This window comes from Halomonas citrativorans (assembly GCF_900163645.1).
GTDB lineage: Bacteria > Pseudomonadota > Gammaproteobacteria > Pseudomonadales > Halomonadaceae > Vreelandella > Vreelandella citrativorans.
Map to the genome: position 1 here is coordinate 357,789 of NZ_FUKM01000057.1, position 18,274 is coordinate 376,062.

At 54.3% G+C, this 18,274-nt stretch carries 15 protein-coding genes; 12 read left to right on the forward strand and 3 right to left on the reverse strand.

Features of this window, described 5'->3' with window-relative positions; translation table 11 throughout:
* Positions 1-18: 18 nt before the first annotated feature.
* From CZ787_RS15525 to CZ787_RS15570, 10 genes are all read left to right on the forward strand, one after another.
* Positions 19-1,551 carry a tripartite tricarboxylate transporter permease gene (locus tag CZ787_RS15525; protein WP_087110836.1) on the forward strand — a complete coding sequence of 511 codons (1,533 nt, stop codon included), beginning with the start codon at positions 19-21 and terminating at the stop codon, positions 1,549-1,551.
* Positions 1,548-2,030: a tripartite tricarboxylate transporter TctB family protein gene (locus tag CZ787_RS15530; RefSeq protein WP_087110839.1), complete on the forward strand. Its 483-nt coding sequence runs from the start codon at positions 1,548-1,550 to the stop codon at positions 2,028-2,030. The genes CZ787_RS15525 and CZ787_RS15530 overlap by 4 nt, the downstream gene beginning before the upstream one ends.
* A 69-nt stretch (positions 2,031-2,099) precedes the next feature.
* Complete coding sequence (locus CZ787_RS15535; RefSeq protein ID WP_087110841.1) at positions 2,100-3,038, forward strand: hydroxyacid dehydrogenase; 939 nt, start codon at positions 2,100-2,102, stop codon at positions 3,036-3,038.
* Complete coding sequence (locus tag CZ787_RS15540) at positions 3,035-4,039, forward strand: Ldh family oxidoreductase (RefSeq protein ID WP_087110843.1); 1,005 nt, start codon at positions 3,035-3,037, stop codon at positions 4,037-4,039. Before CZ787_RS15535 ends, CZ787_RS15540 begins: the two co-directional genes overlap by 4 nt.
* Positions 4,040-4,465: 426 nt before the next feature.
* Positions 4,466-5,509, forward strand: a complete 1,044-nt coding sequence (locus CZ787_RS15545) for a YeiH family protein (RefSeq protein WP_217883889.1) — start codon at positions 4,466-4,468, stop codon at positions 5,507-5,509.
* Positions 5,510-5,987: 478 nt separating this feature from the next.
* Positions 5,988-7,577, forward strand: coding sequence for a Re/Si-specific NAD(P)(+) transhydrogenase subunit alpha (locus tag CZ787_RS15550; RefSeq protein WP_087110845.1), 1,590 nt, complete (start codon positions 5,988-5,990; stop codon positions 7,575-7,577).
* 16 nt (positions 7,578-7,593) lie between these two features.
* Positions 7,594-9,036 (forward strand): NAD(P)(+) transhydrogenase (Re/Si-specific) subunit beta, encoded by a 1,443-nt coding sequence (locus CZ787_RS15555; protein ID WP_087110847.1) that lies wholly within the window; start codon positions 7,594-7,596, stop codon positions 9,034-9,036.
* Positions 9,037-9,335: 299 nt separating this feature from the next.
* A complete protein-coding gene (katG, locus tag CZ787_RS15560) occupies positions 9,336-11,486 on the forward strand; it encodes a catalase/peroxidase HPI (RefSeq protein ID WP_087110849.1) in 2,151 nt (716 codons plus the stop codon).
* A gap of 249 nt (positions 11,487-11,735) precedes the next feature.
* A complete protein-coding gene (locus tag CZ787_RS15565; protein ID WP_087110851.1) occupies positions 11,736-11,924 on the forward strand; it encodes a hypothetical protein in 189 nt (62 codons plus the stop codon).
* A complete protein-coding gene (locus CZ787_RS15570; RefSeq protein WP_087110852.1) occupies positions 11,917-13,413 on the forward strand; it encodes a sodium:solute symporter family protein in 1,497 nt (498 codons plus the stop codon). The genes CZ787_RS15565 and CZ787_RS15570 overlap by 8 nt, the downstream gene beginning before the upstream one ends.
* Positions 13,414-13,442: 29 nt before the next feature.
* Here the strand turns inward: CZ787_RS15570 and CZ787_RS15575 are convergent, their stop codons facing one another.
* Genes CZ787_RS15575 through CZ787_RS15585 form a run of 3 tightly spaced genes read right to left on the reverse strand, consistent with a single transcriptional unit; the run spans position 13,443 to position 15,822 of the window.
* A complete protein-coding gene (locus CZ787_RS15575) occupies positions 13,443-14,372 on the reverse strand; it encodes a biotin-dependent carboxyltransferase family protein (protein ID WP_087110854.1) in 930 nt (309 codons plus the stop codon).
* Complete coding sequence (gene pxpB / locus CZ787_RS15580) at positions 14,369-15,073, reverse strand: 5-oxoprolinase subunit PxpB (protein WP_087110856.1); 705 nt, start codon at positions 15,071-15,073, stop codon at positions 14,369-14,371. The genes CZ787_RS15575 and pxpB overlap by 4 nt, the downstream gene beginning before the upstream one ends.
* The gene (locus tag CZ787_RS15585) at positions 15,070-15,822 is read right to left on the reverse strand and encodes a 5-oxoprolinase subunit PxpA (RefSeq protein ID WP_087110858.1); all 753 of its coding nucleotides are present in this window, start codon (positions 15,820-15,822) and stop codon (positions 15,070-15,072) included. The genes pxpB and CZ787_RS15585 overlap by 4 nt, the downstream gene beginning before the upstream one ends.
* Before the next feature lie 452 nt (positions 15,823-16,274).
* Here CZ787_RS15585 and CZ787_RS15590 point away from each other — a divergent pair, with 452 nt between their 5' ends.
* Positions 16,275-17,264: a LysR family transcriptional regulator gene (locus CZ787_RS15590; RefSeq protein ID WP_087110860.1), complete on the forward strand. Its 990-nt coding sequence runs from the start codon at positions 16,275-16,277 to the stop codon at positions 17,262-17,264.
* A gap of 17 nt (positions 17,265-17,281) precedes the next feature.
* On the forward strand, positions 17,282-18,271 hold the full coding sequence (locus CZ787_RS15595; protein WP_087110862.1) for a TRAP transporter substrate-binding protein: 990 nt from the start codon (positions 17,282-17,284) through the stop codon (positions 18,269-18,271).
* Positions 18,272-18,274: the final 3 nt, after the last annotated feature.

The following is an 18,274-nucleotide window of genomic DNA, read 5'->3' on the forward strand; positions in this document are numbered from 1 at the left end:
CTCTAAGGGAGAAGTCGTATGGATATTCTCAGTCATGCATTAGGCGCCCTGTCACCCCTGAACCTAGGGCTGGCGCTGCTTGGTGTTGCCTCGGGGATTATCATCGGGGCACTGCCGGGGCTTTCAGCCACGATGGCTGTAGCGGTGCTCGTCCCGGTGACCTTTGGGATGACGCCGGAGTCAGCGCTCATCATGCTGGGCGCTATTTATACGGGTGCCATTTATGGGGGGTCTTATTCCGCCATCTTGGTCAATACACCTGGAACGCCATCAGCGATAGCGACGACCTTTGATGGTTTCCCGATGGCCAAACGTGGCGATGGCGATCTCGCGGTTACCCTCTCCACCTTGGCCTCGGTGGTAGGTGGATTGGTTGGTGTATTTGCCTTGTTGACGGTGGCCCCCCTTTTAGCTCAGGTAGCGCTGAGTTTCGGTCCCGTTGAGTACTTTTGGCTAGCCATTTTTGGGCTGACACTGATTTCTGCTCTTTCTGAAGGCTCTACCCTGAAAGGGTTTATGGGGGCAGGTTTCGGTCTGTTGTTATCGACTATAGGCATCGCCGTCGTAGGAGGCGATATCCGCTACACCTTTGGCTCTCAAGTGCTGCTGGGTGGAATCGAGATAGTGTCGGCGTTAATAGGTTTGTACTGCATTCCGGTGCTTATTGATCTTGTGGCTTCCCCTGAATCCCATCTTAAAGTTGATGAAAAACAGCGTGGAATCCGTTTGCGTGAAGGCCTTATGCATGCATGGATCGGTAAGTTTAATCTATTACGTTCAGCCACTATTGGCACAGGGGTTGCCATTTTGCCTGGCGCTGGGGGCTCAATTGCAAGTTTGGTGTCTTATTCGGAAGCCAGGCGTGCTGCAAAAGACTCTAGTTCTTTTGGTAAGGGTAACCCTCAAGGAGTGCTGGCGACCGAAGCGGCCAATAACGCTACGGTGGGCGGAGGATTTATCCCAACATTAGTACTGGGGATTCCGGGTACGCCACCGGACGCTGTAATCCTGGGTGCTCTTTTGGTGCAGGGCTTTCGTACTGGCCCAGAGCTTTTTACGACCAATGCCAACATAACGTACACCTTTGTTGGGGGCCTGTTTATCGCTACATGCTTATTACTGCCTCTTGGCTTACTCATCGGTCGCTACGCATTTAAATCAATTATTAGCATTCCGAAGGCATTGTTGGTGCCCACCATCGCTTTTATGACGGTGATTGGGACCTATGCGATACGTAATAGTGTTAGCGACGTCATCATCATGTTGACACTTGGGATAATCGGCTGGGTGCTCAACCGCTACGGCTTTAAGCCCTCACCTATCGTATTGGGATTGATTTTAGGGCCCATTGCCGAGCAGGGGTTTGTTCAGGGCTTCTTAATGGGGCGTGCAAGCGGCTCCTACGCAGTGACGTTCTTTGGTGGGCCGATTTCGTTGACGATCATCGCCTTATCGATCCTCAGTGTCTTCTACCCAGTGATCAAAGCGCGTCGAGCCCAGCGGCGTCACACGAACGATGCGGATGATTCCCGCCAGGAGGTTTCATCATGAGCAAAGCACTTCCCAAGCTCCAGGCATCGTGCTCAGCACGCTCAGAATTGCTGATGCCGCTGCTGTTCATCGGCATTGGCGGTGTTTTCCTATGGCAAAGCCAGGACATGAGCCAGCTGGGGGCTATCTTTCCCGTCACCATTGCTATCGTGGTTATCATCGCGGGGTTACTGCGGCTTGCTCAGTTAGTAGTGCGCGGGGTGTTAAGCAATACAGAACGTGACAAGGGGTCTACCCCTAGGCGGGCGCTGCTAGTGGTCGTGATGACAGCCTGGGCATTAGTGATGCCGTGGGCGGGTTTTCTGCTGACGGGACTGGCAAGTTTTGTCAGCTTGATGATGATTGCTCAGTACGAGGCATGGACGCCAAGGCGTTTAATGGGGCATCTACTTACAGGTGTCGTACTGGTTGCATTTTTCTACGCGCTTTTTGCTTTATTGCTCAATGTGCCGTTACCACTAGGGCGGTGGTGGGTGTAGCAGAGCGGCTTTGTGGTGATATACAACAATTCATGCTGGGTTTAGCCCGGTAATAAAACTGGAGTATCTATGTTTAAGATAGTGATTTCTGAATTCATGGATGAAAAGGTGGTCGCGCACCTTAGAGAATTATTTGAGGTGGTCTTTGATACAGAGCTGGTTGAAGACCGTCGTGCCTTGCTTAAAGCAGTCACCGATGCTGACGCTATTATTGTGCGAAACCGCACTCAGGTTGATGCCGAATTATTAGCAGCAGCTCCGAAACTTAAGGTGGTGGGGCGTTTAGGCGTGGGGCTTGACAACATCGATCTAAAAGCATGCGAGTCGCAAGACGTCGTAGTCAAACCGGCGCACGGAGGCAATGGAAGCTCAGTCGCCGAATATGTGCTGACGGGTATTTTGCTATTACGCCGCCAGGCTTATTTTTCGAACCGCGAAATGCTGGCAGGAGAGTGGCCTCGCCAAGCATTGATTGGTCGTGAAGCGAGCGGCTGCACGCTGGGGTTGGTCGGTTTTGGCGCCATTGCCCGGGAAACGGCAAAACGAGCACTTGCTTTGGACATGCGAGTCATTGCTTTCGACCCCCACTTGGCAGCTGATGCATCGGAGTGGACCGGTATTGAACGCTATGAAAGTCTCTCCTCCCTACTGGAGGCAGCTGACGCAGTCAGTCTTCATGTCCCCCTGACCGAGAATACTCGACACCTTATTGATGCTGCTGCTCTTCAGCGAATGAAAAACAGCGCCATTTTGATCAACGCGGCACGAGGCGGCATCGTTGATGAAGGCGCATTAGCAACAGCATTGCGTGAAGGCCGGTTGGCCGGCGCTCTTCTTGATGTGTTTGAGCAGGAGCCATTGATGCAAGGTTCGGTGCTTGAAGATATTCCTAATCTGATCGTGACTCCTCATATCGCTGGTGTTACTGATGAGTCCAATGCTCGTATTAGCCAGATGACAGCAGACAATGTTCGTACAGTCTTGGACAAAGAGGGCGTGAATGTATGAGTGATAACATTGAGCTAAACGTGGCGCAGGTCCGTGAATTAGCTATGGCTGCTATGCGGGGGCGCGGCTTTGGTGAGGTTGAGGCTACTGCTACAGTGACGGCCTTGCTGGCTGCTGAGCACGATGGTTTACCATCACATGGCCTTTCGCGGTTACCTTTCTATCTGGACCAAGCCGCAAGTGGCAAAGTTGATGCATCAGCAACACCTGCTGTCGAGGTCAATGGCGCCGTGGTACTTGTTGACGCTAAATACGGACTGGCGTTTCCTGCTGTGGAGCGTGGTCTGGAAGCTGGCTATACATGTGTTACGAAATCAGGCATTGCGGCAGTATCCATCGCTCGCTCTCATCATTTCGGCGTAGCCGGTGTGCCGGTAGAAGCTGCAGCACGGCGAGGTTACTTGGCCTTGGCTTTCAGTAATGCCCCTTCTGCAATGGCGCCCTGGGGTGGCAAACAACCCTTATTTGGCACTAATCCCATCGCATTCGCGTGCCCTCGTCGTGCCGGTGATCCGCTTTTGATTGATTTATCGTTATCAAAAGTAGCACGTGGAAAAGTGATGTTGGCAAAGATAAAGGGGGAGCCGATCCCGGAAGGCTGGGCATTGGATACCGATGGACAACCAACAACTGATCCCGATAAAGCAATTGCAGGCAGTATGACGCCTGCTGGTGATGCTAAAGGAGCGGCCTTGGCACTGATGGTTGAATTACTCACCGCTGGTCTTACGGGAAGTAACTTTGGTTTTCAGGCAAGCTCCTTTTTTGATGCAGAAGGTAAACCACCCGGCATTGCCCAACTGATTCTACTGATAGACCCTCAGCGTTTCTCGCCGGGGTTCGTTGAACATGCTGAAACGTTATTTGCCGCTATGCTAGACCAGCCCGGTGTCCGAGTCCCCGGCGAACGTCGCTTTCAGCAACGACGCGAAAGAGGTGAAAATATAACGATAGCCACTTCTTTATTACACGATCTTGAAAACCATGCACAGGCAAATTAATAACCAGTGTTCTTGTGCCAATGGTTCGATTCTTAAGAGCATAATGTTTGGCATGGTTCTAATAAAATACTTTGCTCGGAATTTACGAGTAACTCTATGAGAAAGTATCTTAGCTAAAGTAAAGATGGTTATAGTTAGTTGGATGCCTTCTTTGTTCTCGAGTATATGTTGTGTGCTGAATGCTTTTTGCGAATAAGTATATTTGGCTAATGTTTTGAGATGAGGTTGCTTATGACCTTGGTTGGTATAAGTGATTGTTTTCAATTTTAGTGCGTTATATCGTAGCTTTAAGAAGTTATTAAGATCAGAAAGATAATAGAGTTTCTTGCGAGGCTATTTTGTGATGTTTTAAATGCGCAGCTTACATCAGTTATATGCCTTGAATAGACATATGTGTATTAGGAGAACAGGTGGATGAGATTGCCTATGTTCGTGCCGTCTGAAGAAAATAGTTTTACTCGCTTAATGCGTTGGATAAGTAGTTTCCGAAATATTGGTCGGGGGCTATTAGTATGTGTAACGATAGCATTAGCGACAACTTTTATTGCTGATCATTATGGTGGGCCAACGCTTCTTTATGCGCTCCTTTTTGGTATGTCACTGCACTTTCTGAGTGATGAAGAGCGTTGTCGCCAAGGAGTTGAGTTCGCGTCTCGTACTGTTCTTAGGGTGGGGGTCGCATTGTTGGGAGCAAGAATGACATTTGAGCAAGTAGGTGAGCTTGGCATAGTGCCTGTGCTTACTGTTATCGGGTCTGTTGCTATCGTTATTATTATGGGAGCAATTTTAGCCAGGGTGCTCGGGCTGCCGAAAGATCTTGGCCTGTTAACGGGGGGCTCTGTTGCTATTTGTGGCGCATCGGCAGCATTAGCGCTTTCGGCAGTCATGCCGCGTCATGAAAATAGTGAGCGTAATACTATTCTTACAGTAGTTGGGGTAACCACGCTTTCAACCGTTGCTATGGTGATTTATCCATTGATTGCAGGGGTTCTGAACCTTGCTAACACACAGGCAGGAATTTTCTTGGGAGGGACTATCCATGATGTTGCCCAAGTGGTTGGTGCTGGTTATATGATATCGGAGGAAACCGGAGATACCTCAACACTCGTGAAGCTAGTACGTGTTGCCATGTTGGTACCCACTGTTGTGATTTTTATGTGGATGTTTCGCTCGTCACGTCAGGGCGAAGGGGGGGCTACAAGGATTCCAATGCTACCAGGTTTTCTAGTGGGCTTTGTCGTTCTTGTGATAATTAATAGCCTGGGCTTAATTCCAGAGATAGTTAATGACGGAATGTCAACGATGTCACGCTGGTGCCTTGTTATAGCCATTGCAGCGTTGGGTATTAAAACCTCTTTCCAGAAACTTGCAGTCGTAGGATGGAAGCCAGTGATATTAATGGTATTGGAAACACTGTTATTGCTTATTATTGTGCTTGGAATGGTGTTGTTCGCTGGCGAAAATATTTAAAGTTTCTAATAAACACGATGTTGACGTTTTTTTACACAAAAAAACTATCGAGCAGTGGGCGCTTATGAATTACCGAGTGCCTTCAGAATAGCCAGCGATCATGCCTAAAGTAGCACCGGTGTTGATTGATGCATTGCCCTTAGGGCAAGCATTGGTAGCTGACAAGCAGGATAGCAGCGGGCATGTAAGTGGCAGGCCACTGGTTGCCGGTCTTGTACAGCTTACGATCAGGTCGCATTGAGGTAATTATGCCACTTGATTTTTGCGCATACTGCTCCTGCCAGTGACGATGTTTGGAAAAGCTCATGCCATGCATGCATCAAAGGTTGAATGGCTTTATTAAAACGCAACATGAGAACCTGTAACGTTTTATAAAGATGTGGTGGTCGAAATCAACCGCCGTCAAGCGGGCTGTACTTGGCATCAAAACAAACCATGACAGCTTATTGTCGGCTTTCAAACCGTAGGGAGTACCCGTGTGAGAATAGGCGCACCTAAGGAAACGAGTCGGGGAGAAGCACGTGTGGCGCTTACCCCTGAAAGCGCAAAGCAGATCCAAAAGCTGGGCCACGAGTGTCTGATTGAAACAGGCGCTGGTCTTGCGGCGGGCTTTAATGACAACGCTTATCGTGATGCTGGCGTTACCGTAGTGGATAGTGCTGACGCTCTTTGGCAGGGCGCTGAGGTGGTCATTAAAGTCCGTGAGCCTTCTGATGAAGAAGCGGCACGACTACGAGAAGGACAAACGCTGATTGCGTTTTTCTGGCCCGCTCAAAACGAAGCGCTGCTTGAGAAGTGCCGTGCACAAGGCGCCACCGTGATTGCGATGGATATGGTGCCGCGCATTTCCCGTGCCCAGAAGATGGACGCGCTCTCCTCCATGGCCAATATCGCCGGTTACCGCGCGGTAATAGAGGCAGGCAATAATTTTGGCCGCTTCTTTACCGGCCAGGTAACTGCTGCGGGCAAAGTGCCTCCGGCTAAGGTGCTGGTAATTGGCGCAGGCGTTGCCGGGCTTGCGGCCATTGGTACCGCCACCAGTCTGGGTGCTGTGGTGCGTGCCTTTGATGTGCGTCCGGAAGTCTCCGAGCAGATCGAGTCGATGGGCGCTGAGTTCCTGTTCCTGGATTTTGAAAACAGCGAAGACAGCGAAGATAGTCAGGATGGCTCGGCAAGCGGCGGCTATGCCTCGCCCTCAAGCCCCGAGTTTCGCGAAAAGCAGCTGGCTTGTTTCCGCGAACAGGCGCCCGATGTGGACATCGTTATTACCACTGCGCTGATCCCCGGGCGCCCGGCGCCCAAGCTGTGGCTTGAGGATATGGTCGCGGCCATGAAACCCGGCTCGGTGATTGTTGATCTGGCGGCTGAAAAAGGCGGTAACTGCGATTTAACCCAGCCCGATGAGCGTATCGTCTCCGATAACGGCGTGATTGTGGTCGGCTATACCGACTTCCCCTCACGCATGGCAACCCAGTCATCCTTGCTGTATGCCACCAATATTCGCCATATGCTGACCGATTTAACGCCTGAGAAAGATGGCGTGATCAATCACAATATGGATGATGACGTGATTCGTGGCGCGACAGTGACTTACCAGAGCGAAGTGACCTTTCCGCCGCCCCCGCCCAAAGTAAAAGCGATTGCTGCGGCCAAACCGAAGAAGAAAGAAAAACAGCCGACGCCCGAGGAGAAAAAAGCTGCAGAAGCATCAGCGTTTAAGGCCCAGACCAAGCGCCAGGTCGGCATATTGGCCATCGGCGGAGCGCTGATGCTGCTGCTCGGCCAGATTGCGCCCGCGTCCTTTATGCAGCACTTTATTGTCTTCGTGTTGGCGTGTTTTATCGGCTTCCAAGTGATCTGGAACGTAAGTCACTCGCTGCATACACCGCTGATGGCGGTGACCAACGCGATCTCGGGCATCATTATTTTGGGGGCGATTCTGCAGATTGGCTCCGGCAGCGCCGTAGTGGGCGTGTTGGCGGCGATCTCGGTACTCATCGCAACCATCAATATCGTGGGTGGCTTCCTGGTGACACGCCGGATGCTGGCCATGTTCCAGAAATCCTAAGCGGCGGAGAGACGATATGTTAGGTCAAGGATTCGTATCTGCCGCGGCGATCGCGGCAAGCGTACTGTTTATTCTGTCGCTAGGCGGCTTGAGTAACCAAGAAAAAGCCAAGCGAGCCGTGTGGTACGGCATCGTGGGTATGGGGTTGGCAGTGTTTTTTACCGCCCTAGGGCCGGGGATTGGCGGCTACTGGTGGTTAATTCCGATGATGGTGATTGGTGCTGGCATCGGTGTCTATGTGGCGGGCAAGGTCGAGATGACCGAAATGCCGCAACTAGTGGCAGCGTTGCACAGTTTTGTCGGCTTGGCCGCGGTGTTTGTCGCCTGGAGCGCGGATTTAGAGCGCCGCCGAGTACTGGCGGCACAAGCGGCCGATGGCGTTATGCAGGAGTTTTCTGCCTTTGCCGCGCTGGTAGCCACCAAGGCGCCTGACGAACTCACTTTTCTGCAGATTGAAGTGGTGTTCGCTATCTTTATCGGTGCAGTGACTTTCACCGGTTCGGTGGTAGCGTTCGGTAAGCTGGCTGGTAAAGTGGACGGCAAACCTCGCCAACTGCCCGGTGGGCATATACTTAACGCCGGCGCGGCGGTGCTGTCACTGCTATTAGCGATTTTGTACCTTAACGGCGCTGGCTTCTGGACGTTGATTGTATTGGCGGCCCTGTCGTTCTTTATCGGCTACCACTTGATTATGGGGATTGGCGGCGCCGATATGCCGGTGGTGGTGTCGATGCTCAACAGCTATTCGGGCTGGGCGGCGGCGGCTATCGGCTTCACGCTCTCCAACGATCTGTTGATCGTGACCGGGGCGCTGGTGGGCTCCTCCGGTGCGATTCTCTCCTACATCATGTGTAAAGCGATGAACCGCAACTTCGTTAACGTGATTCTGGGGGGCTTTGGCGGAAGTACTGGGCCCGCAGCGGAGATCGAAGGCGAGCAGGTGGCGATTGATGCCGGCGGTGTGGCCAGTGCCTTGAACGATGCTGATAGCGTGATCATCGTGCCCGGTTACGGCATGGCGGTAGCGCAAGCTCAAAGCGCCGTCAGCGATTTGGTGCGCAAGCTGCGTGCGGCAGGCAAGACCGTCCGCTTTGGTATTCACCCCGTGGCGGGGCGTTTGCCGGGTCATATGAACGTGCTGCTGGCCGAGGCCAAGGTGCCTTACGATATCGTGTTGGAGATGGATGAAATCAATGACGATTTCGCCAGCACCGACGTGGTGATCGTGATTGGCTCCAATGACATCGTCAACCCGGCCGCCGAAGAAGACCCCAACAGCCCCATCGCCGGTATGCCAGTGCTGAGGGTCTGGGAGGCCAAGCAAGTGTTTATCTCCAAGCGCGGCCAAGGCACTGGCTACTCGGGTATCGAAAACCCGCTGTTCTTCAAGGAGAACAGCCGGATGTTCTACGGTGATGCCCGCGATAGCCTGAACGCATTGCTGCCACTGGTCGATTAACGCTCCACAACGCAGTGCAACCCAACGAACAGGGCGCCCAAGGGCGCCCTGTTCGCGTTTAATCGGCACGTCTCGCTCACTGTCATGGTTACCGGGAAACAACCTTGTTGCTTGTGAATTAAAAATTACTATCAAGTTATTCGATAAATGCGAATTGTAGCTATAGCTAATGTGCTTTAAAACAGTCTCATGTCAATGAGTCACCCGCTCGCGCGTTTTGAAGGCATCATGCTGAGAGACGTCATTGGGTGTTCCTCTGGTTACGCCAGGGGGTAAGAGCAATAAAGGGAGATGAACACATGAGTGGTAAATGCCCGGTAATGCACGGCGGTAACACAGCCGCCAGCAAGTCCAACACCGACTGGTGGCCTAACGCCCTGAACCTGGACATCCTGCACCAGCACGATACAAAAACGAACCCGCTGGGTGAAGATTTTAACTATCGCAAAGCGCTTGAAACGTTGGATGTAGAGGCACTGAAAGCGGACCTTCGCGAACTGATTACCCAGAGCCAGGAATGGTGGCCAGCGGACTGGGGCAGCTACGTAGGCATGTTTGCCCGGGTTGCCTGGCATGCAGCAGGTTCTTATCGCCTGGCGGATGGCCGTGGCGGCGGTGGTACCGGCAACCAGCGTTTTGCACCACTGAATTCCTGGCCGGATAACGCCAATACCGATAAAGGCCGCCGCCTGCTGTGGCCGATCAAGAAGAAGTACGGCAACAAGATTTCCTGGGCCGATTTGATGATTCTCTCCGGTACCATGGCCTATGAAGTCGCGGGTTTGAAAACCTTCGGCTTCGCGTTCGGTCGCGAGGATATCTGGCACCCGGAAAAGGACACCTACTGGGGCGCTGAAAAAGAGTGGCTGGCACCTTCCGACGGCCGTTACGGCGACGTGGCAAAGCCCGACACTATGCATAACCCGCTGGCCGCCGTGCAGATGGGCCTGATCTACGTGAACCCGGAAGGCGTGAATGGCCAGCCTGACCCGCTCAAGACCGCCGCCCAGGTGCGTGAAACCTTCAAACGCATGGCGATGAACGATGAAGAGACGGTTGCCCTGACGGCGGGTGGCCACACTATCGGCAAGTGCCATGGTAACGGCACACCCAGCGATCTAAGCCCGGAACCCGAAGCGGCTGGCCCCGAGCTTCAAGGCCTTGGCTGGATGAAAACCAAGGGTCGTGGTATTGGCCGTGACACCCTGGTAAGCGGTATTGAAGGCGCCTGGACCAAGAACCCGACGCAGTGGGACATGGGCTACTTCGAGATGCTGTTTGGCCACGAATGGGAATTGAAGAAATCCCCTGCCGGCGCTTGGCAGTGGGAACCTGTCGACATTAAGGAAGAGAACATGCCGGTGGACGTGGAAGACCCTTCCATCCGCTGCATGCCGATCATGACCGATGCCGATATGGCCATGAAGGTCGACCCAATTTACAACGCCATCTGCCAGCGCTTTATGGCAGACCCGGCGTACTTTGATGATGTCTTCGCCCGCGCCTGGTTCAAGCTGACCCACCGCGACATGGGCCCGAAAGTGCGCTACGCAGGCCCAGATGTGCCTCAGGAAGACCTGATCTGGCAAGACCCAGTGCCCGCAGGGCCGGCCGATTACGACGTTGACGCTCTGAAAGCGCGTATCGCCGCTAGCGGTTTGAGTATCAGCGACATGGTTAACACCGCCTGGGACAGCGCACGCACTTATCGTGGCTCTGACATGCGCGGTGGCGCCAACGGCGCACGCATTCGTCTGGCGCCCCAGAATCAATGGGAAGGTAATGAGCCCGAGCGCTTGGCCCGCGTGCTGGCAGTGCTTACGCCGATTGCTGAAGAAAGAGGCGCAAGCCTTGCCGATGCCATCGTGCTGGCGGGTAACGTAGGTATCGAACAGGCAATAAAAGCCGCTGGCTTAAGCGCCACGGTGCCCTTTGCCCCCGGCCGTGGTGATGCAACGGATGAAATGACCGATGCCGAGTCGTTCGAGGTGCTTGAGCCCTTGGCGGATGGCTTCCGCAACTGGCAGAAAGACGCCTACGTGGTCAGCCCCGAAGAGATGCTGCTGGACCGCACCCAACTGCTTGGCCTGACCGCAGCGGAAATGACCGTACTGATCGGCGGCATGCGCGTATTAGGCACCAACCACGCAGGCACCCAACATGGCGTGTTCACCGAGCGCGAAGGCGCATTGACTAACGATTTCTTCGTGAACCTGGTGGATATGGCCAATACCTGGCATCCGGCGGGCGACCATTATGAGATTCGTGATCGCCAAACGGGTCAAGTGAAGTGGACAGCCAGCCGCGTTGATCTGGTGTTTGGCTCCAACTCGATTCTGCGCGCCTATGCCGAAATCTACGCTCAGGATGATCACGTCGAGAAGTTTGTCAGCGACTTTATTGCCGCTTGGACAAAAGTGATGAACGCTGATCGGTTTGATTTAGCGTAACGCCACGCGCCCCATAAGGGGCGCGTGAGCAGTAACTATTATGGGTGTATCCAGTCTTGCCCGCATCAAAAGATGCGGGCTTTTTTATTGCCTGAGAAAGCATTAACGATGCAATTAATCTTCAGTAGACGTACACAAGACGCAGGCAAATCGCTACTCTGGCAAACCCGGGCAGCGCGTTGGTGTGGTTTAGAAACCATAGTGGCACTGCATACGCCTTCTCCCAGCTTTGACAACCCAAGGTGAACCGTGAAACGAGGCAAGTGGATAGTGGCCGTTTGGCTAGTGGTGCTGCTCAGCTGCGTAGTGCCTTACACCCTTCTGACAAATACCGCCGCTTGGTACGGCAGCTTTCTTTTCTGGACTTGCGCTGGACTCGTGGTGATTGCACTTAATATCTTTATTACCCAGGATTTTAAGGAACACGATCGTGACTGAGGCGATGATCTGGGGGGCCATTGCCCTTTACCTACTGGTAGCGGTCGGGATTGCGGTTCTCTCGCGGCAGGGGGCTGCGAACAGTATGTCGGGCTATTTTCTGGGTAACCGGCAGATGAATGGGTTTGTCTCGGCGTTGAGCTATAGCGCAACCACCTATAGTGCTTTTATGATGGTGGGTCTGGCCGGGCTTACCTATGCTGGCGGCGTCGGTGCGCTGGGCTTTGAAATTATCTATTTTGCGGGTGTCTCTTTGGTGGCTGTTTTCGGTCCGCGTTTTTGGGCTGTCGGCAAAAAATTTGGCTTTGTTACTCCCAGCGAGATGCTGGGGCATCGTTATAACAGTAAGCCTGTCGCCATGGCCGTTGCTATCACCAGCTGTATCTTTCTGATCCCTTACTCTGCTGTGCAGCTGGCCGGAGTGGGCTATCTGCTGGAAGGCATGACAGATGGCGCCATCACGTTTACCACCGGGGTGGTAATGGCGACGTTAATCGCCGTTTTCTTTTCCTATATTGCCGGTATTCGTTCGGTGATGTGGACCGACTCGTTACAGGCGCTAATGATGATTGTTGCCTCAACGCTGGTCGCATTGCTGGTGATCCAGGGGCTGGGCGGTTTCAGCGGCCTGTTTGGTACGCTTGAGGCGGAGCATCCTGCGGCCCTCACCGTTCCTGGCACGGGGCTTTTTAGCCTGGTGACCTTTTTGGGGCTGAGTATTCCCTGGTTCTTTTTTAGCCTTTCCAACCCACAGGTCAGCCAACGTCTGTTTATGCCTGCGTCGTTGCGCGCCATGCGCCAAATGCTGATTGGCTTTTTGGTGTTTGGCTTTATCTATACGCTGGTGTCCGTGCTGTGGGGGTTCTCGGCATTGGCAGCGTTTCCCGATCTTGCGCGGGCTGATCTCGCTACACCCACACTGCTGGCCTCTGGCTTTGTACCCCCCGTGCTGGGAGTGATCGTGATGGTGGGTATTATGGCGGCAGCGGTCTCAACGATTGATTCAATCATGTTAACTCTGGCCGCCATGTTCTCTCGGGATGTCTACGCCAACGCCAAGCCAGGCGTAAATGAAAAGCGCCAACTGCTGGTGGGTAAGATCGTTGTGCCGGTTATTGCCCTGCTGGCGCTTGGATTTGCTGAGCTGCAGCTGGATTTAATTGCTGTGCTTTCCGTGGCAGCTTCGTCAGGGTTGGTCGCCATGGTGCCCGCGATTATCGGTGCTTTTTACTGGAAGCGAGGCACCGCGGCGGGGTCGTTGGCAAGTATCGTGGGGACCAGTGTGTTCGTGCTGGTGATGTATGCCACCGGTAATTCGCTGCTGGGTTTGCCGGCCGGTATTTGGGGCATCGTGGTAGCGGCGGCGCTTTTTGTTAGCGTAAGCCTCACCACCACACCTCATGCCGCTTCAAGGGATGCTTTTTTGGCGGCAATCACAGAAGTGCTGGAGCGCAATAAGCGTGTGAAGATTGACGCATCCTCGGCTTGAAAGTACCTGCCCAGGTGTGAGCCCGGTAATTAACGCCATTCTGCCAACTGCAGGCGATGGCTCACCTGAGCCTGAGTAGCGCTAACCGGCTGTAGCCACACCTCGGTGCCGGGCAAGCATTGTGAGAGCAGGGCACAGGCGCTGGGGGTAATCGCGCCCATGCGTGGGTAGCCACCAATGGTCTGGCGATCATTCATCAAAATGATCGGCTGGCCATCGGGCGGTACCTGTACAGCTCCCAGCGGGATGCCTTCTGAGATCACCCCGCTTACTTTACTTTCAAGCGCTTGCCCAGTAAGTCGAATGCCCATCCGGTCAGCGCGCTGATCAACGCGCCAGGGTTGATTAAATAATTGATAGAGGCTGCGGCCCGCAAAGTGGGCCGCCTGGGCACCTAATACCATTGGCAGCAGACAGCGACCGTTAGGGATAGGCAGTTGAGCGCTTGCTGGAAGCCGGCGTGGCGTCACTGACGCGCCCTGCCAGTACAGGCGGTCGTTGAGCTGTAAGGGTTTGCCATTCTCATAAAGCCCGCCAAGCTGCTCACGGGTCGTGCAGGCGCGGCTACCCAATACCACTGGCGCCTCAAGCCCACCGGGGAAGGCGAGGTAGGCACGTAGCCCGGCACGTGGCTGGCGAAAAGTGAGTGCTTGCCCCGGGCGTAAGGTGAAGGGCGCGTTAACCGCCAGCGGCTTATCATCAAGGCGCGCGTCAAGGTCGGCCCCGGCCAGTGCCAAATACACGGTTGCGTCGGTTTCCAATGTCAGGTTGCCGCCCATCACAATCTCTAGCGCGGCGCTCTCAAGCGGATTGCCCAGCAGCCAGTTGGCCCAGCGAAACGAGATCCAGTCCGCGGCGCCGCTTTGGGTAACGCCCAGGTGGCCGACGCCGAAGCGCCCTGCATCCTGAATAAGCGCAAGGGGGCCTGCCTGCTTTACGGTTATGCTGGCTTGCCTCATACGCGCTCCTCCAGCGGGGTCGTATCACCACCGGCAGCTTCAAATTCGGCTTGAGAGATGGCCTTGAAGCGTACCTTATCGCCGGGTCGCAACAGCGGTTCGCCACGTTTTGCGTACTCAAAAAGCGGCACCGCCGTGCGGCCGAGAATATTCCAGCCACCAGGCGAAAGCAGAGGGTAAATCGCCGTTTGGCGCTCGGCGATGCCTACGCTTCCGGCCGCCACCCGGCGTCGCGGGGTTTTCAGGCGAGGTGTGGCCAGGTCTTCATCCACCAGCCCCATAAAGCCATAACCCGGCGCAAAACCAAGCGCAAAAACGCAGTAGTCGTGACCGCAATGGCGCGCAATCAACTGCTCAATACTTAACCCGGCGCCTTGGGCCACTGCCGGTAGTTCAGGCCCCACGCTTGCGTCATACCACACCGGGATCTCATGTAGCTGGCCCTGCTGTGTATCGGCAGGCTGAAGGCCCTTGAGAGCTTCACGGACCCGTGACGTTGCCTCAACGAAGGTCATGCGTTGGCAGTCGTAGTGAACGAGCAGGGTCGTATAAGAGGGAATAAGATCAATCAGCGCATCGTTAAAGGCGTGGCGCAGGGCAGTGTCTGCGGCCATGATCCAGCCCATATTGCGCTCATCAATCTCATCAAAAAGACGTACCGTGAGGGCGTCCATGGCAGCGGTTTCAAGACGCAGTTTCACGCGGACCCCAACACCTTGAAGGCTTCACGGATCGCACGTACGGCGGCAATCGACTCGGGGTTGTCACCATGAACACAGAGCGTGTCGCAAGGAAGCCGCAGCGCTGAGCCGTCACGGGCGGTCAGGGCTTCGCCCTTGGCCAGTGCAACGGCCTGGGCCACGATAGTCGATTGGTCGTGGTGAACGGCACCCGGCAGACGCCGCGATGTCAGGTGGCCGCTGGGCTCATAGGCGCGGTCGGCAAATGTCTCAAACCACAGCGTCACGCCCATACTGGCGGCCAGTTCACAAAACGGCTCGGGCGCGGCCGTTGCCATGACCACTAGCGGCAGGCGGGCATCAAAGGCCCGAACGGCGCGCATTGCACCTTCCAGCAATTCAGGGTTGGCGGCTATGTCGTTATACATCGCCCCGTGGGGCTTGATGTAGGAAAGCTCAGCGCCTTCCGCGCGGCAAATACCGGCCAGTGCACCGACCTGGTAGAGCATCATATCTTCAACTTCTGCCGCCGAGCAGGCCATGGAGCGCCGCCCAAAGCCGATTAAATCCGGATAGCCTGGGTGCGCGCCGATCCGCACCCCATGCTGAATAGCCAATGCCACAGTACGACGCATTACGTGGGGGTCGGAGGCGTGGTAGCCACAGGCGATATTGGCGCAGTCAACAAAAGGCATGACCTCAGCATCCAGCCCAAGTGTCCAGTTACCAAAGCTTTCGCCCATGTCGCAGTTGAGTAGGGGAATGACCATAACGACTCCAATTATTATTACAGAGGTTATTTGGGATGCGTTATTAAACCCAAACTAATATAGGGGAGAGGCTCTTTCATTTACCAATCGTTTTTCACGATACTTAATATCGGCAGCTTCTATCGTATTGTTATTTCTTATAAAAATAGTTGACGATAGGAAGTAATACGATTATCAACTAAATAAAGCACTCGATAAAAAATAAAGAAAAACGCGTATTTGACTCAAGCTACTCACAATAAATGGGTCGATAAAAAAGCGTTTTCCGGAGTGAATCATGTACTTGCCAGCCACGCATCATCAACGGGGCGTTTTATTGCCACCGTTGGACTTGAAATTACATTGCAGTGATCGCTTGCTCTGTGGGCCAAACCGCTGCTCTGTGAGTCGACGCGCTTCGATAGGCAGCGCCGATACCTTTTGGTCATTCCACGCGTGGATTAGGCAACATTATGCTCGATTTCAAAGAACTTGAAGCCTTTGTTTGGGCCGTCAAGTTGGGGTCCTTTCGCAAGGCGGCCGTACGCCTGCATTTGACCCAGCCATCAGTCTCAGAACGCATTTCGCGCTTAGAAGCGACGGTAGGCGAGCTGCTGCTGGAGCGCTCGGCCCGCCCGGTGCAGCCCACGATGCGTGGGCGTGAGTTTTTCTTGCATGCTGAACGTATGCTCAGCCAGCGCGATGAAGCCATGAAACTCTTCGACAGCGAAGAGGACTACTCGGCACCTCTCAGGCTGGGCACTATCGAAACCATTGCTCACAGCTGGTTCCCCGAATTCATGCGCCAACTCACCGAACGTTACCCGCGTTTAACCATTGAGCTCGTGGTGGATTACTCGCCGGCGCTCAACGAGCGGCTGATGAGTAACGAGCTGGATATCTTACTGGCCATGAATGGCTACCTGCCGCCTAAGCAGATCGAATATGAAGCGTTAAGCCCGTATGAAATGGGCATGTTCGTATCTCCCCAGCATGCAGGGATGCTCAATGAAAGCGACGAAGCCTGGTGTAAGAAGCTGCCGTTTATTTCGTTTGGCAAACTGGCCCGCCCTTATGAAGAGCTGGTTCAGTACCTGGCCGAGCAGGGCGTTACCAGCCCGCGTATCCATAGCGTTAGCACCCTGATGACGATTGTGCGCATGACGATGGAAGGTTTGGGTATCGGTGCGCTGCCGGTTGCCACGGTGCTTGATGAATGGCGGCGTGGCGAGCTCTTTCGCTTGGCATTACCGGTACCGCTACCGGCGATGAACTATGATGTGATATGGCGTCACGCCAATCATCCCCGCTTTTGTAGAGGCGTTGGCCGTTTAGCCCAAAAAACGGCCTGTGCCTACGCGCAGGAACGCCGTGTCGAGATGACCAATGCGTTATTTCCAGGGCACTGGGTTCAACCAGGCCCCCTCGTTACCACCCTTAGCGCAACACCTCCACTAATATGAATAAGAGGACTTACCCCATGCGTATGCGCATTGCGACCCCCCTACTGTTTGCCACAGCCTATGGCCTGGCAGCGACAGCCTCTGTCCAAGCGGCTGAATGGAATATGGCGACACCTTACGGTGACGCTAGCTTCCACACCAAAAATACCAAGCAGTTTGCTGAAGATGTTGCTGAAGCGACTGATGGTGAACTGACCATCACCGTGCATAGCGGTGGCTCGCTCGTCTCCCACGGCGAAATCAAACCGTCGGTACGCCGCGGCACGATTGATGCTGGTGAAGTGTTCATGTCGGTGCTATCCAACGATGACCCGATTTTTGAAGTGGATACGCTGCCCGGCGTGGCCGGTAGCTACGATGATGCGTACGCGTTATGGCAAGCCACCAAGCCCATGATTACTGAACTATTTGCCGATGAAGGCTTGATTCCGCTTTACGCCGTCGCGTGGCCGGCGCAGGGGATTTATACCGCCAATGAGCTGACAGATCCTGCGCAGTTTGAAGGTTTACGGGTGCGAGCCCCGAATATCAATACCCAGCGGTTTGTGGATAACCTCGGCGGTAGCCCCACCGAAACTGAAGAGTCGGACATCCCCACCGCGTTCAGTACCGGCCGTGTAGACGCCATGATTACTTCAAGCTCTACCGGTAACTCCATGACGGCATGGGACTACGTGTCCTATTACACCGATGCCAACTTATGGCTTCCGAAAAACATCGTGTTTATCAGCCAGCGCAGTTTTGACCGCCTGGATGAGGCGACTCAGGAGGCCTTGATGGAAGCGGCTGAACGCGCTGAAGAGCGTGGCTGGCAGATGAGCCGTGACGATAACGACGCGAGCCTCGCCGCGCTTGAAGAAAACGGCATCACTGTATCGACTCCGAATGAAGAGGTCGCCGCGGCCCTTCAGGAAGCGGGCGATAAGCTCTTTCAGGACTGGCTAAGCCGTGCTGATGACGAAGCGGAAGCTGCCTTGGAAGGTTACCGGGAGCAGCAAGGCAACTAAACG

Coding starts and splice junctions, on each gene's coding strand:
- CZ787_RS15525 (WP_087110836.1), top strand. CDS start 19: ATGGATATTCTCAGTCATGCATTAGGCGCCCTGTCACCCCTGAACCTA.
- CZ787_RS15530 (WP_087110839.1), top strand. CDS start 1,548: ATGAGCAAAGCACTTCCCAAGCTCCAGGCATCGTGCTCAGCACGCTCA.
- CZ787_RS15535 (WP_087110841.1), top strand. CDS start 2,100: ATGTTTAAGATAGTGATTTCTGAATTCATGGATGAAAAGGTGGTCGCG.
- CZ787_RS15540 (WP_087110843.1), top strand. CDS start 3,035: ATGAGTGATAACATTGAGCTAAACGTGGCGCAGGTCCGTGAATTAGCT.
- CZ787_RS15545 (WP_217883889.1), top strand. CDS start 4,466: ATGTTCGTGCCGTCTGAAGAAAATAGTTTTACTCGCTTAATGCGTTGG.
- CZ787_RS15555 (WP_087110847.1), top strand. CDS start 7,594: ATGTTAGGTCAAGGATTCGTATCTGCCGCGGCGATCGCGGCAAGCGTA.
- katG (WP_087110849.1), top strand. CDS start 9,336: ATGAGTGGTAAATGCCCGGTAATGCACGGCGGTAACACAGCCGCCAGC.
- CZ787_RS15575 (WP_087110854.1), bottom strand. CDS start 14,372: ATGAGGCAAGCCAGCATAACCGTAAAGCAGGCAGGCCCCCTTGCGCTT.
- CZ787_RS15585 (WP_087110858.1), bottom strand. CDS start 15,822: ATGGTCATTCCCCTACTCAACTGCGACATGGGCGAAAGCTTTGGTAAC.
- CZ787_RS15590 (WP_087110860.1), top strand. CDS start 16,275: ATGCTCGATTTCAAAGAACTTGAAGCCTTTGTTTGGGCCGTCAAGTTG.
- CZ787_RS15595 (WP_087110862.1), top strand. CDS start 17,282: ATGCGTATGCGCATTGCGACCCCCCTACTGTTTGCCACAGCCTATGGC.